At 71.8% G+C, this 20,855-nt stretch carries 15 protein-coding genes; 10 read left to right on the top strand and 5 right to left on the bottom strand.

The genetic code is table 11. From position 1 onward, the window contains the following. Positions 1-1,380 (top strand): FAD/NAD(P)-binding protein, encoded by a 1,380-nt coding sequence (locus tag ACFWB8_RS25340; RefSeq protein ID WP_385231369.1) that lies wholly within the window; start codon positions 1-3, stop codon positions 1,378-1,380. On the opposite strand, the gene ACFWB8_RS25335 is transcribed toward ACFWB8_RS25340, so the two are convergent. After that, entirely contained in the window at positions 1,343-1,978 is a 636-nt protein-coding gene (locus ACFWB8_RS25335; RefSeq protein ID WP_385231366.1) for an HAD family hydrolase, read from the bottom strand. The two genes, ACFWB8_RS25340 and ACFWB8_RS25335, sit on opposite strands and share 38 nt — an antisense overlap. A 252-nt stretch (positions 1,979-2,230) precedes the next feature. On the opposite strand from ACFWB8_RS25335, the gene ACFWB8_RS25330 reads away from it, so the two are divergent. Next, the gene (locus tag ACFWB8_RS25330; RefSeq protein ID WP_385231362.1) at positions 2,231-5,203 is read left to right on the top strand and encodes a BTAD domain-containing putative transcriptional regulator; all 2,973 of its coding nucleotides are present in this window, start codon (positions 2,231-2,233) and stop codon (positions 5,201-5,203) included. An 8-nt stretch (positions 5,204-5,211) separates the two neighbouring features. On the opposite strand, the gene ACFWB8_RS25325 is transcribed toward ACFWB8_RS25330, so the two are convergent. Further along, positions 5,212-5,439: a hypothetical protein gene (locus ACFWB8_RS25325; RefSeq protein ID WP_385231359.1), complete on the bottom strand. Its 228-nt coding sequence runs from the start codon at positions 5,437-5,439 to the stop codon at positions 5,212-5,214. 134 nt (positions 5,440-5,573) lie between these two features. After that, the gene (locus ACFWB8_RS25320) at positions 5,574-6,464 is read right to left on the bottom strand and encodes a hypothetical protein (RefSeq protein ID WP_385231356.1); all 891 of its coding nucleotides are present in this window, start codon (positions 6,462-6,464) and stop codon (positions 5,574-5,576) included. Positions 6,465-6,607: 143 nt separating this feature from the next. On the opposite strand from ACFWB8_RS25320, the gene ACFWB8_RS25315 reads away from it, so the two are divergent. The 5 genes from ACFWB8_RS25315 (at position 6,608) to ACFWB8_RS25295 (ending at position 15,144) form a co-directional block, all read left to right on the top strand. Next, on the top strand, positions 6,608-7,390 hold the full coding sequence (locus ACFWB8_RS25315; RefSeq protein WP_385231353.1) for a serine protease: 783 nt from the start codon (positions 6,608-6,610) through the stop codon (positions 7,388-7,390). Positions 7,391-8,422: 1,032 nt separating this feature from the next. Further along, on the top strand, positions 8,423-8,740 hold the full coding sequence (locus ACFWB8_RS25310; RefSeq protein ID WP_385231350.1) for a chorismate mutase: 318 nt from the start codon (positions 8,423-8,425) through the stop codon (positions 8,738-8,740). Between the two features lie 41 nt (positions 8,741-8,781). Next, on the top strand, positions 8,782-11,319 hold the full coding sequence (pepN, locus tag ACFWB8_RS25305; protein WP_385231347.1) for an aminopeptidase N: 2,538 nt from the start codon (positions 8,782-8,784) through the stop codon (positions 11,317-11,319). A 1,021-nt stretch (positions 11,320-12,340) separates the two neighbouring features. Next, positions 12,341-13,738 carry a pyridoxal phosphate-dependent decarboxylase family protein gene (locus ACFWB8_RS25300; RefSeq protein ID WP_385231344.1) on the top strand — a complete coding sequence of 466 codons (1,398 nt, stop codon included), beginning with the start codon at positions 12,341-12,343 and terminating at the stop codon, positions 13,736-13,738. Beyond that, the gene (locus ACFWB8_RS25295; protein WP_385231341.1) at positions 13,735-15,144 is read left to right on the top strand and encodes a lysine N(6)-hydroxylase/L-ornithine N(5)-oxygenase family protein; all 1,410 of its coding nucleotides are present in this window, start codon (positions 13,735-13,737) and stop codon (positions 15,142-15,144) included. Before ACFWB8_RS25300 ends, ACFWB8_RS25295 begins: the two co-directional genes overlap by 4 nt. A gap of 12 nt (positions 15,145-15,156) precedes the next feature. Here the strand turns inward: ACFWB8_RS25295 and ACFWB8_RS25290 are convergent, their stop codons facing one another. Beyond that, entirely contained in the window at positions 15,157-16,956 is a 1,800-nt protein-coding gene (locus ACFWB8_RS25290) for a bifunctional metallophosphatase/5'-nucleotidase (protein ID WP_385231338.1), read from the bottom strand. Positions 16,957-17,085: 129 nt separating this feature from the next. Between ACFWB8_RS25290 and ACFWB8_RS25285 the strand changes: the two genes are divergently transcribed. Together ACFWB8_RS25285 and pyk are read left to right on the top strand one after the other, a co-directional pair. Then, positions 17,086-17,787, top strand: a complete 702-nt coding sequence (locus ACFWB8_RS25285; protein ID WP_385231335.1) for an SIMPL domain-containing protein — start codon at positions 17,086-17,088, stop codon at positions 17,785-17,787. Positions 17,788-17,946: 159 nt separating this feature from the next. Next, positions 17,947-19,374: a pyruvate kinase gene (gene pyk, locus ACFWB8_RS25280; RefSeq protein WP_385231332.1), complete on the top strand. Its 1,428-nt coding sequence runs from the start codon at positions 17,947-17,949 to the stop codon at positions 19,372-19,374. 92 nt (positions 19,375-19,466) lie between these two features. On the opposite strand, the gene ACFWB8_RS25275 is transcribed toward pyk, so the two are convergent. After that, the gene (locus ACFWB8_RS25275; protein ID WP_385231329.1) at positions 19,467-20,039 is read right to left on the bottom strand and encodes an RBBP9/YdeN family alpha/beta hydrolase; all 573 of its coding nucleotides are present in this window, start codon (positions 20,037-20,039) and stop codon (positions 19,467-19,469) included. Positions 20,040-20,109: 70 nt separating this feature from the next. On the opposite strand from ACFWB8_RS25275, the gene ACFWB8_RS25270 reads away from it, so the two are divergent. Next, on the top strand, positions 20,110-20,721 hold the full coding sequence (locus ACFWB8_RS25270) for a TetR/AcrR family transcriptional regulator (protein ID WP_385231326.1): 612 nt from the start codon (positions 20,110-20,112) through the stop codon (positions 20,719-20,721). The last annotated feature ends 134 nt before the right edge of the window (positions 20,722-20,855 follow it).

Here is a 20,855-nt window from a genome sequence, read left to right as displayed (position 1 = left end):
ATGACCGCTCCCCACCGCATTGCCATCGTCGGCGCGGGCGCGTCCGGCACCCTGGTCGCGATCCGTCTGCTGGAGCGGGCCCGGCACCTGGGCGGCGCCGGCCTGGACCTGCGGCTCGTCGACGACGCCGAGGCGACCGGTCGTGGAGTGGCCTATGCCACCGACGATCCCCGCCACCGCCTCAACGTCCCCTCGGGCCGGATGAGCGCCCACCCCGGCGACCCGCACCACTTCGCCGAATGGCTCGCCGCGCGGCAGGGCGGCGCGCCGCAGCCGGACGCGTACGCGGCGCGCGGCCCGTACGGGCAGTACCTGGACGAGACCCTGGCCCTCGCTGCGGCGCAGGCCGGGAACGGACGGCTGAATCGGGTACGGGACCGGGCCGTCAGCGTCGCCGGGGACAACGACGGGGTCCGTATCGGACTGGGGTCGGGGGCGGTCCTCGAAGCCGACGCCGCCGTACTGGCGCTGGGCAACCTCCCGCCCCGGCCGGGCTGGGCCCCGCCGGAGCTGCGCGACTCGTCCCGGTACATCCGCGATCCGTGGGCGGCAGGCGCGCTGTCCGGTGTCCCGGCCGACGGTGACGTCCTGCTGGTGGGCACGGGGCTGACGATGGTCGACGTCGCCCTCACCCTGGCCCGGTCCGGACGGGTCGTCCACGCGGTGTCCCGCCACGGCCTGCTGCCCCACAGGCAATCCGACCGGCCCACGGCGCCCGTGGCACCCCCGCCGATGGAACCGCGGCGGGGCCTCACCGCACTGCGGCGCTCGATGCTCCGCCACGTATCGGCCGTCCGCCGCAGTCAGGGCGACTGGCGCCCCGGCATCGACGGCCTGCGGAGCGTCACTGCGCAACTGTGGCGCGAGCTGCCGGCGCCGGACAGGGAACGCTTCCTCGCCGAGGACCTCAGGCTCTGGGAGGTGCACCGGCATCGCCTCGCCCCGGCCAGCGCGGCCGCGCTCGACGAAGCCGTGGGCGCCGGCCGGGTGGCCGTGGGCCGGGCCACGGTGGAGCAGGCGGCCGACGGGCCCGACGCACTGCGGGTCAGGCTCTCGGACGGGCGCGAACTGAAGGTGGCAGCGGTCGTCGACTGCACCGGAGCGGGCACGGACTATCGGCGGGCGACCGATCCGCTGATCCGCTCCCTGCTCGCCACCGGACTCGCCCGCCCGGGCCGCCACGGCCTCGGCCTTGCGACCGCCGAGGACGGACGACTGGTCCCGGCGGACAGCGCGACGCCGGCGCCCCTGTGGACGCTGGGCTCACCACGTCGCGGTGAGCTGTGGGAGACGACGGCCGTACCGGAGATCCGGGCACAGGCCGCGCTGCTGGCCGACACCCTCACCCGGCTGCCGGTTCGGCTCCCAGCAGGGGCGTGAGCACGGTGCGCAACCCCTCCGGGCTGCGGTAATGGTGCGCCGCCATGCCGAGCTCCCGGGCGGCCGCGACGTTCTCGGGGGTGTCGTCGACGAACAGGCACCGGTGGGGTGCGGCGCCCGCGCGTTCCGCGGCGAGCAGCAGGACTCGGGGGTCGGGTTTCGCGATGCCGATCCGGGCCGTGTTCACCACCGCGTCCACCGTGTCGGCCAGGCCGAGCCGGTCGAGGTCGGCTTCCAACCGCGTGGTGGCGTTCGAGATCAGGACGACGGGGACCCGATGGCGCACGGCGGCCAGGAGCCGCACCACCTCCGGATCGGGACGCCCCGCGGACCGCGACCACTCGGCGACCATCTCGGCCGCCCGCCGCGAGGACCCGCAGGCGACGGCGAGGTGCCGCGCGACCCCGGCCCGCCACTGCTCGTCACTGATCTCTCCGGTAATGGCCGGAAGCAGTCGTACCGGGGCGAACGCCGCAGCCGCCAGAGTGCCCTCGGGCAGCCCGTGGACACGGTCGAGCGCGGGCATCGCATCCGGGTCCCAGACCCGGAGCACGCCGTCGAGGTCGCAGAGCACGGCGTCGTACATCAGTTCCTCCACGGTTCCGATCCTGTCATGTCCTGCACTCCAGTCGATCTTTCCGGCCGAGGGCCGGGGAGGGGCGGCAACCGGCCACACGTCCACAGCAGAGGCGTGACCTGGACTTCTGGGGTGAACTGGCCTTTTTGCCGGACTCTGTCGATCGGTTAGTGTGCTGTCGACCGATTCGACCATCGCGGGTCACCCCCATCCCCATCTGAGGCTTTCCGCGATGTTTCTGCGCGGGACCGCGGAGCACAGGTGTGGGGGATCATGGAAGACGGGCTGCGGTTTGCTCTCCTCGGCGAGGTCAGGGTCACCCGGGACGGCGCCCTCATAGGCCCGCACTCCCCCCAGCAGCAGGCCCTGCTCGGTGCCTTGCTGCTGCGCTCCGGCCGGGGTGCCGCAGCCCACGAACTGATCGCCGCGATCTGGGGTGAGGACGCCCCCAACTCGGCGCTGGCGAACCTGCGGACGTACGCCTGGCGGCTGCGCCAGGCACTCGAGACGGACCGGTCCGCACCCACCACCCTGGTGTCGCTGCACGACGGCTACCGCCTCCACGTGCCACCGGAGCACGTCGACATACACCGGGCCGAACAGCTCGCCGCACGCGTCAGGACCGCACGGGCCGAGGAGCGGCACCAGGACTGCTGGAACATGCTGACGCAGGCCATCGACCTGTGGCAGGGCGAGCCGCTGGCCGGCGTGCCGGGCCCCTTCGCCGCGCAGCAGCGCGAGCGCCTGACCGAACTGCACCTGGCCCTCCTCGAAGAGCGCTTCGGGTGCGACCTGCAGTGCGGCAGGGAAAACCTGCTCATACCGGACCTCAACGCCTTCACGAAGGAACACCCGCTGCGCGAGCGGCCGTACGGATTCCTGATGCGGGCCCTGTACCGCACCGGGCGACAGGCGGACGCCCTCGCGGTGTTCGCGCGCGCCCGGCAGGTCCTCGCCGAGGAACTAGGCGTGGACCCCAGCCCCGAACTGCACGCGCTCCAAGAGACGATCCTGGCGGGCGACCCGGAGGCCGCGCTGCGCGGCCCGATGGAGACCACGCTGCGCGCCCCGGTGGAGAGCACCACTCTCCAAGAGCCCGCCACCGCGCCCGCCCCGCCGGGACCGCACGCCGCACCCAAGCAGCTCCCCGCGGACACCGCGGACTTCACCGGGCGCGCCGGCGAGCTCGAGCGACTGTGCACCGTGCTGGCCGCCGAGCCGCGCGACGTGCTGCCGGTGCTCTGCATCACCGGCATGGGAGGCGTCGGCAAGACCACTCTCGCGCTGCGGGCCGCCCACCGCACCAAGCACCTGTACCCGGACGGGCAGCTCTACGCCGACCTGCGCGGCGGCGAACTGGAACCGGTCGCCCCGGGTGCGCTCCTCGCCACCCTGCTCACCGCCCTCGGCGTCCCCGGCAACACACTGCCCGTGAGCACCGACGACCGGGCCGCGCTCTTCCGCACGCTGCTCGACGGCCGCCGTGTGCTGTTGTTCCTGGACAACGTACGGGACCTCGACCAGCTCACCCCGCTGCTCCCGGGATCGGCCGGCTGCGCGGTGATCGTCACGAGCCGGACCCAGCCGACCGGACTGCCGACCACCGTCCGGGTCACGCTCGACACCTTCGACGGCGACGAGGCGTCCGTGCTCCTGGCGCGGATCATCGGCCCGGAGCGGGTGGCCGACGAACCGGAGGCGGTCGCGGCCCTCGCATCGGCCTGCGGCCACCTGCCGCTGGCGGTGAGGATCGTCGCCTCCCGGCTCGCCGCCCGGCCGCGCTGGCGCGTGGCGGCGATGACCGAGCGCCTGACCGACGAGCGGCGCCGCATCGGGGAGCTGCGGGCCGGCAGCCTCGCCGTGTCCGCCGCGTTCTCGCTCAGCTATCAGCAGCTCCCCCCGGCACAGGCGCGGGTGTTCTGCCTGCTGGCACCGCTGGCCCGGAACGGCATCGGACTGGTGGCCGCGGCGGCCGCGCTGGGCCTGGACGAGTCCGAAACCGAGGAGATCCTGGACGCGCTGACGGACGCGGCACTCCTCGAGTGCCCCCTGCCGGGCCGCTATCGCTACCACGCGCTGGTCCGGTCGTTCGCGCTCGACCTGCAGTGCCCGGACTCCGTCCCCCAGGCGCTGGCGGCCCTCCTCGACCACCTGCTCGCGGGCGGGCGTGCGGCCTTCCAGCAGATGGTGCCGGGGGACCCGGCCGATGTGATCCTGCAACCCGCCATGTCGCCGGGCATCGTCTTCGCGGACCTGGATGCGGCGCGCCGATGGGTGGCCGAAGAGGCCGAGTGCATCGCCCACGTGGTGCACTCGGTCGCCCAGGAGCCCGCCGGGGACAGCAGGTCCCTGCGTGCGGCCGCCGACCTGCTCGTCGCGCTCAGCCCGTTCGGCAAGGACATACCGTACGACCAACTGGCAGTGGCCGCACGGGAAGCGGCTGCCACCGCCGTGCTGCGCGGTGACGACCGGGTGGCGGGCCGGGCGCTGTTCGTGTGCGGCAACGCGGCGCTGCAGGGCGGCCGCCTCGCCGAGGCCGCAGAACATGCGGCTGCCTCGGCGGCGGCGTGCCGACGGGCCGACGACCAGGTCATCCTGTTCCAGACCCTCAACGACCGGGGACTCACAGCCCAGTTCCAGCACCGGTACGAAGACGCGGGCGCCTACTACGACCAGGCCCTGGTCATCGCCCGGGAGCTGGGGCAGCGGTCCGGTGAGCTGACGGCGGTCCTCAACGCGGCCCTCGCGCGCGTCTGCGGCGGCCGGGCGCCGGAAGCGCTGGCGGCCTGCGAGGGCGCGGTCGGTGAGCTGAGGAAGCTGGGCGATGTGTCCGGCACCGCGTACGCGCTGTCGCTGAAGGGACTCGCCCTGCACCACTTGGGCCGGTATGAGGAGGCGTGCGGCGCCTACGAGGAGTGCCTGGCCGTGTGCGAGGCGAGCGGGACGCGCGGCCAGGAGGCCAGGGCCAGGTTCCGGCTCGCGGACACGCTCAGGGCTCTCGGACGCGCGCAGGAGGCCCGTGCCCAGGCACGGCGGGCGCTGGCCATGTGCGAGGAGCGCGGTGCCAGGCGCGACCAGGGCAGTGCCCTCCTGGTGCTCGCCGAGGTCCTCGCGGAGCTCGGGGACACGGCGGGGGCGCTGGCCCGTGCCGAGGAGGCGCGGGCCGTCTTCGAGGCGATGGGACTGCCGGACGCCGCGGAGGCGAGCAGGCTGGCAGACCGGCTCGCCCACGGGCGGATGATCTGAGGGCGCAGTCACTCCTTGCTGTTCCACTCGTTGGGGTCGTGGGAGTTGGTGTGCTCGTTGGTCGTGACCGGGCCCGGCGTGCCGCCGTCGGCCAGGACGGGTCCGGCCGATCCGTCTCTCGGTCCCTCGGCGGTGACGGCGGCAGGGCCGGCGGCGAGGGCGAGTGCCGAGACCCCGGCGGCGAGGGCCAGGGACAGACAGGCGCGGACGGCGCCGGGACGGGTCGAACGGTTCACGGTGGATCTCCCGTTGCGGGTGTGGAGCAAGTGGTCGGACACCATCTTCGGTCGGGCGGCTCTAGAGCGGATACACGGGTGATCAACGCGGCTTCAATCAGCCGTTCATCGAGGGATTCCGGCCACTGGTCCCGCTATGTATCGCACTCCAGGACCGTGTGGCACAGCCCGCACCGCGCCCGCACCGGCCCGCGCACCGGCAGCCGCAGCCGCTGCCCGCACACCGGGCAGGGGAAGGTCACCCGCAGGTCCGCGCCCCGCCCCTCGAAGCGGTACGCCGCTCCGCGCCCCGGGACGGCCCCGGCCCGGCGGTCCATCGCGTAGCGCAGGCGCTCGGCGCGGCCCGCCGCGGCCAGCGGGGCGCGGCGCAGGTCCCGGGCGGCCCGTGCGCGGCCGCGCACGTAGGCCTCGTACGCCTGCGGGCTGGTGAACCAGGTGGACAGGTCCTCGCCGAGGAGGCTTCCGCGCCTGGCGAGGACGTAGCCGAACTCCTCCGGGGTGAGGTAGCCGAGCTTCTGGTGGGTGAGCGCGTCCTCGCGGTAGGCGTCGAGCAGCAGCCATCCGACGCCGAGGTAGGCGGCGGCGGTGTCGGTGAGGATCTCGTTGGCCGCGGTGGTGGGCAAGCAGAGATCCAGCCGGTGCAGCAGGACGTGCGTGACCTCGTGGGCGAGGGCGGCGGCCAGATCCCGGCGGTGGGTGCGGAAGCGGTCGTTGACCTCGACGAAGTACTCGGGCCCGGCGGCCAGTTCCACGGTCGCCGCCTCCGCCATCGGCCGGAAGGTGACCACCACGCGCGCGTCGGGGAGGTGGAGCGCGCGGACCATCGCGGAAGCCACCCGGTGGGCCCCGAGGTGGAGGTCCTCGGTGTCCTCGAAGGCCGCGTCGGCGGGGGAGAAGGGGGTCTCGTAGGCGCGTATCCCCTCGTGGGACAGCCGCCGGAACAGTGCGTTGATCGAGGCGCGCACGGTTTCCAGATGCGGAAATCCGTGCCGCACCGGGCTGTTGTGCCTGCCGTTGTCCGTCATGCGGGCTCCCTCGCGGCAAACCCTGGTACCCGTGACCGGAGTTGTCCGAAAACGCGTTCTTGTTGTCCTTCGCGTGGCCGTTGTGACATGGACACGTCATTCACCCGATGGCGCGCACGGCCCCACCCCCCACGAAAGGCAGCGTGTCGACTGTGACCACCCTTGCCCGATTCTTCAAGCACACCCTCGCCGTCGGCGCGGTCGCCCTCGCGGCCGTCAGCCTCCAGCCCGGCTCCGCCACCGCATCCACCGCACCCGTCGTCGGCGGCACCCGCGCCGCCCAGGGCGAGTTCCCCTTCATGGTCAGGCTCTCCATGGGCTGCGGCGGCGCCCTCTACACCCAGCAGATCGTCCTCACCGCCGCCCACTGCGTGAACGGCTCCGGCAACAACACCTCCATCACCGCAACCGCCGGAGTCGTCGACCTCAACAGCTCCAGCGCCATCAAGGTCAAGTCCACCAAGGTCCTCCAGGCCCCCGGCTACAACGGCAGCGGCAAGGACTGGGCGCTGATCAAGCTCGCCAAGCCCATCAACCTGCCCACCCTCAAGATCGCCGACACCAAGGCCTACGACAACGGAACCTTCACCGTCGCCGGCTGGGGCGCCGCCCGCGAAGGAGGCGGCCAGCAGCGCTACCTGCTCAAGGCCACCGTCCCCTTCGTCTCCGACGCCGCCTGCCAGAGCGCGTACGGCAGCTCCCTCGTGCCCGCAGAGGAGATCTGCGCCGGCTTCGACCAGGGCGGAGTCGACACCTGCCAGGGCGACTCCGGCGGCCCGATGTTCCGCCGCGACAACGCGAACGCCTGGGTCCAGGTCGGCATAGTCAGCTGGGGCGAGGGCTGCGCCCGGGCCGGCTACCCCGGCGTCTACACCGAGGTCTCCACCTTCGCCGCGGCGATCAAGAGCGCGGCCGCCGGCCTCTGATCCCGTCCCGGCTTCTGCTCCCGTCCCGTCCTGCGATCCCGTCCCGTCCTCGCCCTTCCGGCCCCGCTGATCAGGGCCGGAAGGGTGACGTGTCATGCCCCATACATCCGTGAGGCCGGCTTCAGTACCGCGAGGCCGGAACCCCGCTGTCCCCGCCTCGCCCCACCCTCCCGACGGTCCGCGGTGCGGTTGCGGGCCGACGCCCGCACAGGTCCCATGGGGAGGACCCACCGGGTGGGGGAGCACGGGCAGCGGGCGACAGCGGGGCAGGCAGCGCAGGGCGGTCACCCGGCGACTCTCCGGGCAGGACGGCCCGCGCATCGTCATCGTCATCGTCACCACCCTCGACCTCGACGAGTACGTCCACACCGCACTCCACGGCGGCGCGTCCGGCTTCCTCCTGAAAGACGCGAGCCCGGCCGTGCCGGTTGAAGCGGTCCGGGCGGCAGCCGTCGGCGACCCGCTCGTCCCGCCCGCCATCACCGTACGGCTGCTGCGCGAGACGGCCCCCCGCATCCCCGCCTCCCTGGCGGCCCGCCGCCCCGTCGAACCCCTGACCGAGCGGGAACGCGAGGTCGTACGCTGCCTCGCGCGCGGCCTGGCCGACGCGGAGACCGCCGGCGAGCTCTCCAGGAAGACCTCGTCGAACGGCTCCCCGCCCACGTCGCCGCCACCGCCCACCGCATCGTCCTCGAAGCCCTCACCAACATCGGCAAGCACGCCGCCACCGCCACCGCCACCGCCGTACGGATCGGCCTGCGCACCGTCCCGGCCGGCCTGGAGGTCCGCATCGCCGACGACGGCGGCCGCCCCGCCGAACTCTCCGACCAGGCCCGCGGCGGCGGCTACGGCCTCGCCGGCACGGCCGAGCGCGCCGAGGCCCCCGAAGGATCCCGGAGGCTCCCTCACCGCCGGACCGGCCCCCGAAGGCGGCCGGCTCGGCACCGCGATCCTGCCCCTCCGGGGACCAGCCCGTCTCACTGGCCGACTGGCCGAAGAACCACCGCCGGCCTCCGCGTATTCTCGGGACCCATGAACAACAGGAACACCGACATCGACGAGAACGCCGCCGCCGAGCTGGTGCGCCTGCGCGACAGCATCGACAACATCGACGCGGCCGTGATCCACATGCTCGCCGAGCGCTTCAAGTGCACCCAGCAGGTCGGCTACCTCAAGGCCCAGCACCACCTGCCCGCAGCCGACCCCAGCCGCGAAGCCCGCCAGATCGCCCGGCTGCGCCAGCTCGCCGAGAACGCCAAACTCGACCCGGCCTTCGCCGAAAAACTCCTCAACTTCATCATCGCCGAGGTCATCCGCCACCACGAGACGATCGCCGCGGGCGAAGAATAGAACCCTGGGGCCCGGAGCCGTTTTCCGGCAGCATGAGCCCCATGTCCGCACTGACGCGCAACGAAGCGCAACTCCGAGCCCAGCTCCTCGACGTCCGCCACTACGCCGTCGCCCTCGACCTCACCGGCGGTGACGAGACCTTCGACTCCACCACCGTCATCCGGTTCGCCGCGCGCACCGCCGGCGACACGTTCGTGGAGCTGAAACCGGACGAACTGCGCTCCGCCGAGCTCGACGGCCACCCCATCGACCCGGCCACCCTCGCCGGCAACCGCCTCCCGCTCACGGGCCTCACCCAAGGCACCCACGAGCTGCGGATCAACGCCCGCATGCGCTACTCCCGCACGGGCGAAGGCCTGCACCGCTTCACCGACCCCGCGGACGGCGAGGCGTACGTCTACACCCAGATGTTCATGGACGACGTCCAGCGCGTCTTCCCCGCCTTCGACCAGCCCGACCTGAAGGCCGTCTTCGAGTTCACCGTCACCGCACCCGCGCACTGGACCGTCCTCGCCAACGGCATCACCACCCGCACCGGCGACCGCGAGGGCGACGGCGCCGGCACCTGGCAGTCCGCCGCGACCCCCGTCATCTCCACCTACCTCGCGGCCATCGCCGGCGGCCCCTGGCACAGCATCCGCACCGAGCACGCCGGACTGCCCTTCGGCATCCACTGCCGGCAGTCCCTCGCCCCCCACATGAACGTGGACGCCGACGAGATCCTCTCCGTCACGACCGACTGCTTCGACCGCTACCACGAGAAGTTCACCGAGCCCTACCCCTTCGACTCCTACGACCAGGCGTTCGTCCCCGAGTTCAACGCCGGCGCCATGGAGAACCCCGGCCTCGTCACCTTCCGCGACGAGTTCATCTACCGCTCCGCCGTCACCGACACCGAACGCCAGACCCGCGCCATGGTCATCGCCCACGAGATGGCCCACATGTGGTTCGGCGACCTCGTCACCCTGCGCTGGTGGGACGACATCTGGCTCAACGAGTCCTTCGCCGAGTACATGGGCTACCAGACCCTCACCGAAGCCACCCGCTTCACCGAAACCTGGACCGAATTCGGAGTCACCCGCAAGTCCTGGGGCTACGACGCCGACCAGCGCCCCTCCACCCACCCCGTCGCGCCCGACCCCGACGCCGTGCCCGACACCGCCTCCGCCCTCCTCAACTTCGACGGCATCTCCTACGCCAAGGGCGCCTCCGCGCTGCGCCAACTCGTCACCTGGCTCGGCGAGAAGGACTTCCTCGCCGGCATCAACACCCACTTCGCCCGCCACAAGTTCGCCAACGCCTCCCTCGCCGACTTCGTCGACTCCCTCGCCGCCCACACCGACCGCGACGTCCACGCCTGGGCCGAGGCGTGGCTGCGCACCACCGGCATCGACACGCTCACCCCGCGGATCGAGGAGAGCGCGGGAGGTTCGGGCGGCGACGGAGGCTCGGGCGGCGCCGCCGGCTGGACCCTCACCGTCGACCGCCAGGGCAGCCGCCCCCACCGCATCGCCGCCAGCCTCCACGACCACGCCCCGGACGGCGCCCTCGAACTGCGCGAGACCCTCGACCTCGACATCCCGACCGACGAAATTCTGTCGGTGAGCGGCCCCCGCCCCGCCCTCCTCGTCCTCAACGACGGCGACCTCACCTACGCCAAGGTCCGCCTCGACGAGGACTCCCTCGACACCGCCCTGCGCGGCCTCTCCCGCATCGCCGACCCGCTCACCCGCGCCGTCGTCTGGAACTCCCTGCGCGACATGGTCCGCGACGGCGAACTCGCCCCCGAGGACTACCTGGCCACCGCCGGCGCCCACGTACCCGCCGAGGACGACCTCGCCATCGTCCAGGGCGTCCTCACCTTCGCCCGCACCCAGGTCGCGGACCGCTACGTCGCCCCCGAGCAGCGCGCCGCGGCGCTCACCGTCATCACCTCCATCGCCCGCGACCTGCTGCGGCGCACCGAGGACGGCTCGAACCCGGGGCTGCGGCTCGCCGCCGTACGCGTCTTCATCGACAGCGCAACCCAGCCCGACACCCTCACCGCCTGGCTCGCCGACGGCGCCGTCACCGGCGGCCCCGAACTCGACCCCGAACTGCGCTGGCGCATCCTCGCCCGGCTGTCCGTCCTCGGCGCCGTCGGGGAGGCCGAGATCGACGCCGCCCTCGCCGCCGACCCCAGCGCCACCGGGGAAGAGGGCGCGGCCCGCTGCCGCGCCGCGCTCCCGACGGCGCAGGCCAAGGAAGCCGCCTGGCAGCGGCTCTTCCACGACGACACCCTGTCCAACTACCTCTTCACCGCCACCGCCCAGGGCTTCTGGCAGCCCGAACAAGCCGACCTCGTACGGGGCTACGTCACCCGCTACTACCCCGAAGCCGTATCCCTCGCCGCCCGCCGCGGCCCGGCCATCGGCGAGGCCGCGGGCCGCTGGGCCTTCCCGGGCCACGCGGTGGACGAGGCCAACCTCCAGGCCGGCCACGCCTGCCTGACCACCCCCGACCTCCTCCCCAGCCTCCGCCGCAAACTGGCCGACCACCTGGCCGACCTCACCCGAGCCCTCCACGTCCGCAACCGGTAGCCCCCGGGGGCCCGGGCCCCGCAGCCCGGCGGGGCCGCCCCGCCGCGCGGTCCCGCCACGGTGCGGGGGCGGGTCCCGCACCGCCGGCGGGACCCGCCCCGAACCCGCCTGTGGGGCCTGACCCGCCGGGGGCAGGGCCGCACCGCCTGCGGGCCCGGGCCCGTACCCGCCTGCGGGCTGGGCCCGCACCGCCTGTGGGCTGGGCCCGCACCGCCTGTGGTGCCCCGGCCGGCACCACCGGTGGGGCCTTGCCCCCGCACCCGCCCTGTGGCGTCTGACTCGCCTTGGGGCCCCGGCCCCGCACCCGCCTGTGGGCCGGGTCCCGCACTGCGTGGGGTCCTGGCCCCGCACCCGCCTGAAAAACGCCTTACTCGCCCGCGCCCCGGTCCCGCACCGCCGGTGGGACCGGGTCCCGCTGCCGGGTCCCGCTGCCGGGCTCCGCAGCCGGGCTCCGCTGCCGGGCTCCGCAGCCGGGCGGCGCCGCGTGCGGGGCGGGTCCCGCGCTGCCGGTGAGGCCTCTGCACCGCCGGTGGGACTGGGCTCGGCACCCGCCTGTGGGGCCCGCACCGCCTGTGGTGCCCCGGGCCGGCACCACCGGTGGGGCCTTGCGCCGCAGCGCGTGTGGCGCCCGGCCCCGCGTGGCTCCTGGTGCCGCCAGCCGGCGATGCCGCCTGCGGAGCCGGACCCGCACCCGCCCGTGACGCCTCGCCCCCGTGGCTCCAGGCACCGCGGCCAGACACGCCGCCCGCAGGGCCCGGCCGCCCGGGGCCGGCGCACCGGTACCCGGGGCCCGCGCCCCCGCACATCGACGCCCCCGCGGCAGCCCGCAGGGCACGGCCTGCCCGGCTCCCGGCCGCCCTCGGCCGCTTCGCGGCGATGACGGGACACCGATTCGGACAAACCCCGCCGGTTACCCCATTCGGGTCTGATCGTTGTACCAGCCGGGTGCCCGCCCCGTCAGCGGAGCAACGCCCGCCGCCAGGCGGCACCGCACCGCCACCCGTTCCCGTGAGGACACCGCATGACAGCGCCGCCCGGCCCAGGCACACCGCCCCCGCTCGCCGGCGGCCGCGCAGGCGCCCACGCCCTGCGGCCCCTGCTCGACACCGTCCTGGAGGCACTGCACAGCGGAGCCCGAGCGCGCGGCGGCCCACTGCCGGCCGGCGGCCCCGGCGCCCTCGCCGCCCGCGTCCAGGCCGAACTGGGCACCGTACTCCCCGACCACGGACACGGCGACCACGAAGCACTGCGGACCCTCGTCCACACCCTCACCGCCGGCGCAGCCGACCCCGCCGACCCGCTCTGCGCAGCCCACCTGCACGGCCCGCCCCTCGCCGTCGCGGCCGCCGCCGACCTCGCCGCCAGCGCCCTCAACCCCTCCCTCGACTCCTGGGACCAGGCCCCCGCCGCCTCCGCGATCGAAGCCATGGTCACCCGCACACTGGCCGCCGAGTTCTACACCACCCCCCACGCCGACGCCATCCTCACCACCGGCGGCACCGAAGCCAACCAACTGGCCCTCCTGCTCGCCCGCGAACGCCACGGACCCCACCTCACCGTCCTGCACGGAGCCAACGCCCACCACTCCATCCCCCGCGCCGCCTGGCTCCTCGGACTGCCCCCCGCCCAAGCCCTGCCGACCCCCACCGGCACCCTCGACCCCGCAACCCTCGCCGAGGCCCTCGCCACCACCCCCGGCCCCGTCCTCGTCACCGCCACCGCCGGCACCACCGACGCCGGACTCATCGACCCCCTCACCGACCTCGCCGACCTCTGCGACCGGCACGGCAACGCCGACCTCCACATCGACGCCGCATACGGCGGCCTCCTCGCCCTCAGCCCCCGCCACCGCACCAAACTCACCGGCCTCACCCGCGCCCGGTCCCTCACCCTCGACCTGCACAAACTCGGCTGGCAGCCCATCGCCGCCGGACTCCTCGCCGTCCCCGACACCACCCTGCTGGCCCCCCTCGCCCACCAGGCCGACTACCTCAACGCCCCCGACGACACCGAAGCCGGCCTCCCCGACCTCCTCGGGCGTTCCCTGCGCACCACCCGCCGCGCCGACGCCTTCAAAATCGCAGCCACCCTGCGCTCCCTCGGCCGCGACGGCCTCACCCACCTCATCGACCGCACCTGCGACCTGGCCGCCCAGTTCGCCCGCCTCCTCGAAGCACACCCCGCCTTCGAACTCCACGCGGCGCCCACCATCAGCACCGTCCTGTTCCGCCCCACCCACGCCGACGACACCCGGCTCGCCGCCCTGCGCCGCACCCTCCTCCTCGACGGCAGCGCCGTCCTGGGCCGGGCCACCGCAGACGGCCGCCTGTGGCTCAAAGCCACCCTGCTCAACCCCCACACCACGGCGGGGGACCTGGACGCCCTCGTGAACCTCCTGGAAGGCAGCACCCACCGATGACCGCCCAGCTCGATGCACCCCACGACCTCGTCGGAATCGGCATCGGCCCCTTCAACCTCTCCCTCGCCGCCCTCGCCCACGGGCTGCCCCAACAGGGTGCGGGTGAACTCGCCACCGCCTTCTACGACCAGCGCCGCGACTTCCGCTGGCACCCCGGACTCCTCATCGAAGGAGCCACCCTCCAAGTCCCCTTCCTCGCCGACCTCGTCACCCTCGCCGACCCCGCCAGCCCCTGGTCCTTCCTCAGCTACCTCAAGCACAAGGAACGACTCTTCCCCTTCTACTTCGCCGAGCAGTTCCACATCCAGCGCGCCGAGTACGACGCCTACTGCCGCTGGGTCGCCGGCCGCCTGCCCGGACTCCACTTCGGCCACCAGGTCGACGCCGTCCGCTGGAACCCCGAACGGGACGTCTTCGAAGTCGACTTCACCCAACTCGACGCCGACGGCGAAGTCGAAGCCCTCGGCCGCACCCACACCCGCAACCTCGTCCTCGGCATCGGCACCGCCCCCTACATCCCCGAACCCCTGCGCCCCCTCGCCGAAGCCCCCACCGTCCCGGTGATCCACTCCGCCGAATACCTCGACAACCGCCAACGCATCCTCGGCGCGGACCACGTCACCGTCATCGGATCCGGCCAGTCCGGCGCCGAAGTCTTCCTCGACCTGCTCCGCTCCCGCCCCGCCGGCCGCGAACGCCTCACCTGGCTCGCCCGCACCCCCTCCTTCGCCCCCATGGAGTACTCCAAGCTCGGCCTGGAACACTTCACCCCCGACTACACCCGCTACTTCCACTCCCTGCCCGAACCCGTCCGCGACCGGCTCGTCCCCGCCCAATGGCAACTCCACAAGGGCATCGACACCGACACCATCGCCGCCATCCACGAAGAGCTCTACCGCCGCACCCTCGACGGCGGCTGGCCCGACGCCGTCCTCACCCCCGGAGTCAGCGTCCGCACCGCCGGCCGCGTCGCCACCAGCAAGGTCGAACTCCACCTCGAACACGGAGAACAAGGCACCCGCTCCCGCCTCACCACTGACGCCGTGGTCCTCGCCACCGGCTACCAGGAACGCCCCCTCAGCCGCCTCCTCGCAGGCCTCGACCCCTACCTGCGCAAAGACTCCTCCGGCCGCCCCCGCATCGACGACCGCTACCGGATGATCACCGACCCCGCCGTCACCGGCAGCATCTTCGTCCAGAACGGCGAACGCCACACCCACGGCGTCGGAACCCCCGACCTAGGCCTCGCCGCCTGGCGCAGCGCCGCCATCCTGAACACCCTCACGGGCAAAGAGCCCTACCCCCAGCCCACCCGCACCGCCTTCACCACCTTCGGCCTCGACCAGCGGGAACACACCCGGCCCGAGCCGGCCGGCGAACTGCTCCCGCTCGTCGAGCACCCCTAGCGCTGTAACCGGCTAGAACACCGGTATCCCGGCCCGCGTCAACCGCCAGTCCACCGACGCGAACTGCGCCGGGTCGATCGTCCCCTTCGCCTTCACCCACTGGATGATCGTGTTACGGATCTCGTCCGAATTCGCCCACACCTGCCGGGCCTGCGGCACATGCGGGAAGTTCCCGCCACCGGAAGCCCGGTAGTTGTTCACCGCCAACACGAACTGCGCCGCCGGATCCACCGCCTTCCCCTGGAAGGACAGCCCCGTGATCCGCGAACCCGCCGGCTGCGCGATGTCGATGTCATACGTCAGCCCGTACACGGCGTCGTAGTTGTAGTCCGGCGTGTTCTCCGCGTTCGTCAGCTTCGCCGGATCCACCACATCACCCGGCGCGGTCTGCACGTAGTACCTCGCCGAGTACTCCAGGTACGCCTTCACCTGCGCGCCCGTCAGCAGCCGCGCCTCCAGCGTGTTCTCGAACGGGTACAGCCCCGCCGCGTCCTTGAGGGTCACCTGGCCGGCCGGGATCGACGCCGTCCGCGAGAAACAGGACGCCTGCGACAGCACCGGCAGCGCCGCCCACTCCGTACCCGCCAGCGCGGCCTTCACCGTCTCCGCCTGCACATGGCTGATCAAGTCGATGATCGCCACGTCCTTGACCGGACCGTCCGCCGAGGACATCGCCTGCGTCGAAGTCCCGATCACCTGGTTGACGTACGTCACGACCTTGCGGTGCTCGTCCGACAGCAGCCGGGTGATCTTCGGGTCCTCGGCAGCCGTGTTGGAGTTCAGCACCCGCGCCGACACCTTCGCCACCGACCAGCAGCCCTTGGCCCACGTCAGCTCGAAGTCGAACAGCGTCAGACGCTGCCCCCACTTGAGCGGCTCCGACAGGACCACGTCCTTGCCCGTCGCCTTGTTCTTCACCCGGTACTCCGGGATCTCCGTGTGCGCGTGACCCACCAGGATCGCGTCGATCCCCGGCACCTGCTCGGCCACCAGACCCGCCGCGTTCTCGATGTACGGAAGCTGGTCCCCGTAGCTCGACGTACCGCTCGACCCCGAATGCGCCGAAACGATCACCACGTCCGCGCCCATCGAACGCAGCCGCGGCACGTACTTCGCCGCCTGCTCCTCCAGGCCGGGGAACGTCATCTTCCCCTGCACATTCGCCTTGTCCCAGATCGCGATCCCCGGGTTCGTCAGCCCCAGCACCGCCACCTTCACATCCCGCCCGTGCGGGGTCCGCAGCCGGTGCATGCTGTACGGCGCGAACGCCGGCCGCTGCGTCTTGGCATCCAGCGCATTGGCCCCCAGAAGCGGGAAGTCGCACTGCTCCTCGAACTTGCGCAGCACCGGAATGCCGTAATTGAACTCGTGGTTGCCCAGCGCCGCCGCGTCATACCCGATCGCGTTCATCGCCTGAGCCATCGGATGCACCGGGCCCCGCCGCGCGGTGATCGGGTCCACCTTCGCGTAGTAGTACGACAACTGCGTGCCCTGAATGGTGTCACCGGCATCGATCAGCAGCGTATTGCAGCGCCCCTTCTCCGCCCGCACCTGATTCACCAGGGTGGAGATCTTCGCCAGACCGACGTCATTGTGCGCCTTGTCGTCGAACTCCTTGTCCGTGAAGTAATCCCAGTTGAAGACATTCCCGTGCAGATCGGTCGTCCCCATCACCGTGAACGAGTACGTCCGCGGCCCCGGCCCTGCCGATACGGGCTGTGCGGCGGCCGGGGTGCTCGTGGCCCCCGCCAACGCCACGGCCGCCCCGGTAGCAGCCGAGGTGCCCATAAATGTCCTACGGTCGAACGCCATGCCATCTCCCCTTTTGAGGCGTGAACAACGCGCGTAGATTCTGACCCACGGGTAACAACCAGCAACACCCCCGCCCAGGTTTCGATCCGATGACCACACCCGTACGAGCGACGGTGCGAGAGTGAAGCCATGACCCAGGACGCATCGCACCAGCCCTACGGAACCCCCGAAGTACCCCGCGTCGCCGTCCGCGGCGAAGCCCACCTCGAAGTCGACCCCGAGATCGCCCGCATCGGGATCACCGTCAGCGCCCGCGGCACCGACCGCCGCACCGCACTCGAAGACCTCACCCGCCGCAACAACACCGTCCTCGACCTCGTCAAAAGCTACGGCGACCCCGTAGAGAAGATCGAAACCGGCGCCTTCTCCATCACCCCCGAACTCACCCGCCACGGCCGCGGCGAACGCATCCGCGCCTACCACGGACGCGTCCACATCACCGCCGAACTGAACGACTTCACCACCCTCGGCGAACTCACCACCCGCCTCGCCGACCTCGAACTCACCCAGGTGGACGGCCCCTGGTGGGCCCTGCGCCCCACCTCACCCGCCCACGGCGAAGCCCGCCGCCAAGCCGTACTCGAAGCCGTCCAGCGCGCCCGCGAATACGCCGCCGCCCTCGGCGCCCACCTCGCCGCCCTTGTCGAACTCGCCGACCTCGGCGCCGAGAACGCCCTCCCCTTCCAGGGAGCCCCCGGCGCCGGAATGCGCACCATGGCCTTCAGCGCGTCCGAGGACGCCGGCCCCCCGCCCCTCGACCTGGAACCCCAGCGCCAGACCGTCTACGCGCAGGTGAACGCCCGCTTCACGATGACCCCTCCCCAGCTCTAGTCGCGCCGTCCCAGAAGCCCGACATTCGGTGCTCCGGGGGTGCTCATCAGAGCACCCCCATGCACATTCAACAATTGTCAACAACCTTTTGCTCAAAGGTTGTTGAGTGGACACTCGGAACCAATTTCCTACTCCCTGGTAGGGGCATACGCTCGCCTCATGCGCCGAGCGAAAATCGTATGTACCCTGGGCCCCGCCACCGACTCATACGACCAGATCAAAGCCCTGGTCGAAGCCGGAATGGACATCGCCCGATTCAACCTCAGCCACGGCAGCTACGCCGACCATGAGGAGCGCTACCAGCGCGTACGCAAAGCCTCCGACGAGACCGGCCGCAGCGTCGGCGTCCTCGCAGACCTTCAGGGCCCGAAGATCCGCCTCGGCCGCTTCCGCGAAGGACCCGTACTCCTTGAACGCGGCGACGAGTTCACCATCACCGTCGAAGACCACGAAGGTGACCGCCACACCTGCGGCACCACCTACAAAGGCCTCGCCGCAGACGTCACCACCGGCGAACGCATCCTCGTCGACGACGGCCGCGTCACCCTCCAAGTCGTAGCGGTAGACGGCCCCCGCGTCCGCACCCTCGTCATCGAAGGAGGCATGGTCTCCGACAACAAGGGACTCAACCTCCCCGGCGTCGCAGTCTCCGTACCCGCCCTCTCCCAAAAAGACATCGAAGACCTCCGCTGGGCCCTGCGCACCGGCGCCGACGTCATCGCCCTCTCCTTCGTCCGCAACGGCAGCGACATCGAAGACGTCCACCGCATCATGGACGAAGAAGGCCGACGACTCCCCGTCATCGCCAAGATCGAAAAGCCCCAGGCAGTCGAAAACATCGACGACATCGTCGCCGCCTTCGACGGCATCATGGTCGCCCGCGGCGACCTCGGCGTCGAAATGCCCCTGGAACAAGTCCCCATCGTCCAGAAGCGAGCCGTCAAGCTCGCCAAGCGCAACGCCAAGCCCGTCATCGTCGCCACCCAAATGCTCGACTCGATGATCGACAACTCCCGGCCCACCCGCGCAGAAGCCTCCGACGTCGCCAACGCCGTCATCGACGGCACCGACGCCGTCATGCTCTCCGGCGAAACCAGCGTCGGCAAATACCCCGTCGAAACCGTCCGCACCATGTCCCGCATCGTCGAAGCCGCCGAAGAAGACATCCTCGCCAAGGGCCTCCCCCCACTCACCGACCGGAACAAGCCCCGCACCCAAGGCGGCGCAGTCGCCCGCGCCGCCGCCGAAATGGGCGACTTCCTCGGCGCCAAATTCCTCGTCGCCTTCACCCAAAGCGGAGACACCGTCCGCCGGCTCTCCCGCTACCGCTCACCCATCCCCCTCCTCGCCTTCACCCCAGACCCCTCCACCCGCTCCCAACTCAACCTCACCTGGGGCGTCGAAACCTTCCTCGGCCCCCACGTCGACTCCACCGACGCCATGGTCGCCCAGGTCGAAGAAGAACTCCTGCGCATCGGCCGCTGCGTCCCCGGCGACATCGTCGTGATCACAGCCGGCTCACCCCCCGGCGTCACCGGATCCACCAACCTCGTCCGCGTCCACCACATCGGTGACGCCGTCCGATAACACCAGCCACACCCAGCGGGAACGGCACCAGCCGTTCCCGCGCGGTCACGGCCCACCGCCGCGACCACCGGCCACCGTCGTCGGCACCCCGGCTACAGCACCTCACGTATAAGACGGGCCGTCGCAGGCAACTCCGGACGACTCCCACCCGTACTCGGAAAATGCCCACCCGACGCAGCCACCCGCGCATCGGCACCCAACTCCGCCCCAAACCGCATCACATGCCCCGCCGTCCCCTCACCCGCCACCGGGTCATCGGCCGCATGCACCACCCGTAACTCCCGGGCCGCCCGACGAATCCGCCGCCAGTCGAACTCCGGCGAGAAGAACGGCGCCAGCGCGTCACGGCCCACCTCACCGGCCATCGACGCCACGAACACCACCCCCGCGAACGCCCCCTCGGCCGCCGTGTCGTGCCGCTGAAGCAAACGCAGCACACTCACCCCGCCCAGGCTGTGCCCCACCAGCACCGTCTCGCCCGCCGGAGCCCCCCGCGCCCCCGCCTCCAACGCCTTCAGCCACACGTCGGCCGCAGGCGCGCACGGCTCCGGAAAGTCCGGCACCACCCCCTCGTCCCCCTCGGCCGAGGACTCCTCCGCCACGGACCCGTACCAGTGCTCGTCACTTGCCATGCCGTACCCATGTGCGATCACGTTCCTGCTCATGACTGAACCCCCCTGATCAATCGAAACGCTACGCAGCGTTTCGATAAAACGGTAGGGCTATCGTGAAGCCGTGTCAACCACTCCCCAGAACCCCAACCAGCCACCCCGCACCGGCGGCCGCCTCCGCAACGAAGACGCCCACCACTCCGTCCTCGAAGCCACCGCCGCACTCCTCGTCGAAAACGGCTACGGCGCCCTCACCATCGAGGGCGTCGCCAAGCGCGCCAACGTCGCCAAAAGCACCGTCTACCGCTGGTGGAAATCCAAGCCCGCCCTCGTCATGGACGCCTACACCCACGAAACCGCCGCCCGCGCTCCCGAACCCGACACCGGCACCCTCGCCGGCGACCTCACCGCCTTCGTCACCGACCTCTACCGCATCGGCAACAACCCCATCCGCACCAAAGCCCTCACCGGCCTCATGGCCGAAGCCCAACTCGACCCCACCTTCACCGACCCCTTCCGCGCCTGGGCCGCCACCCGCCGCGAAATCCTCCACACCCTCCTCACCCGCGCCGTCACCCGCGAGGAAATCCCCGCCGACATCGACCTCGAACACACCACCGACCTGTTCTTCGGCCCCTTCTGGTACCGCCTCCTCATCGCCCACGCCCCCCTCGACCCCACCGACGCCGAAGCCCACGTCACACGAGTCCTCAATGGAATCCGAGGAACCACATGACGGAATCCCGCCGCCTGCGACACGCCGCCGTGCTGCGGGGAGCGTGTCTGAAAGATCGTGTAAGTCCGTGATGTGGAAGCCTGGCCCGGGGCTCGGCCTCGGGCCTGTGGGCCAGGCGGATCGGACGAGTCATG

Source organism: Streptomyces sp. NPDC060031 (assembly GCF_042736805.1).
Taxonomy (GTDB): Bacteria; Actinomycetota; Actinomycetes; order Streptomycetales; family Streptomycetaceae; genus Streptomyces.
This window is presented reverse-complemented; position numbering and strand designations above follow the sequence as displayed.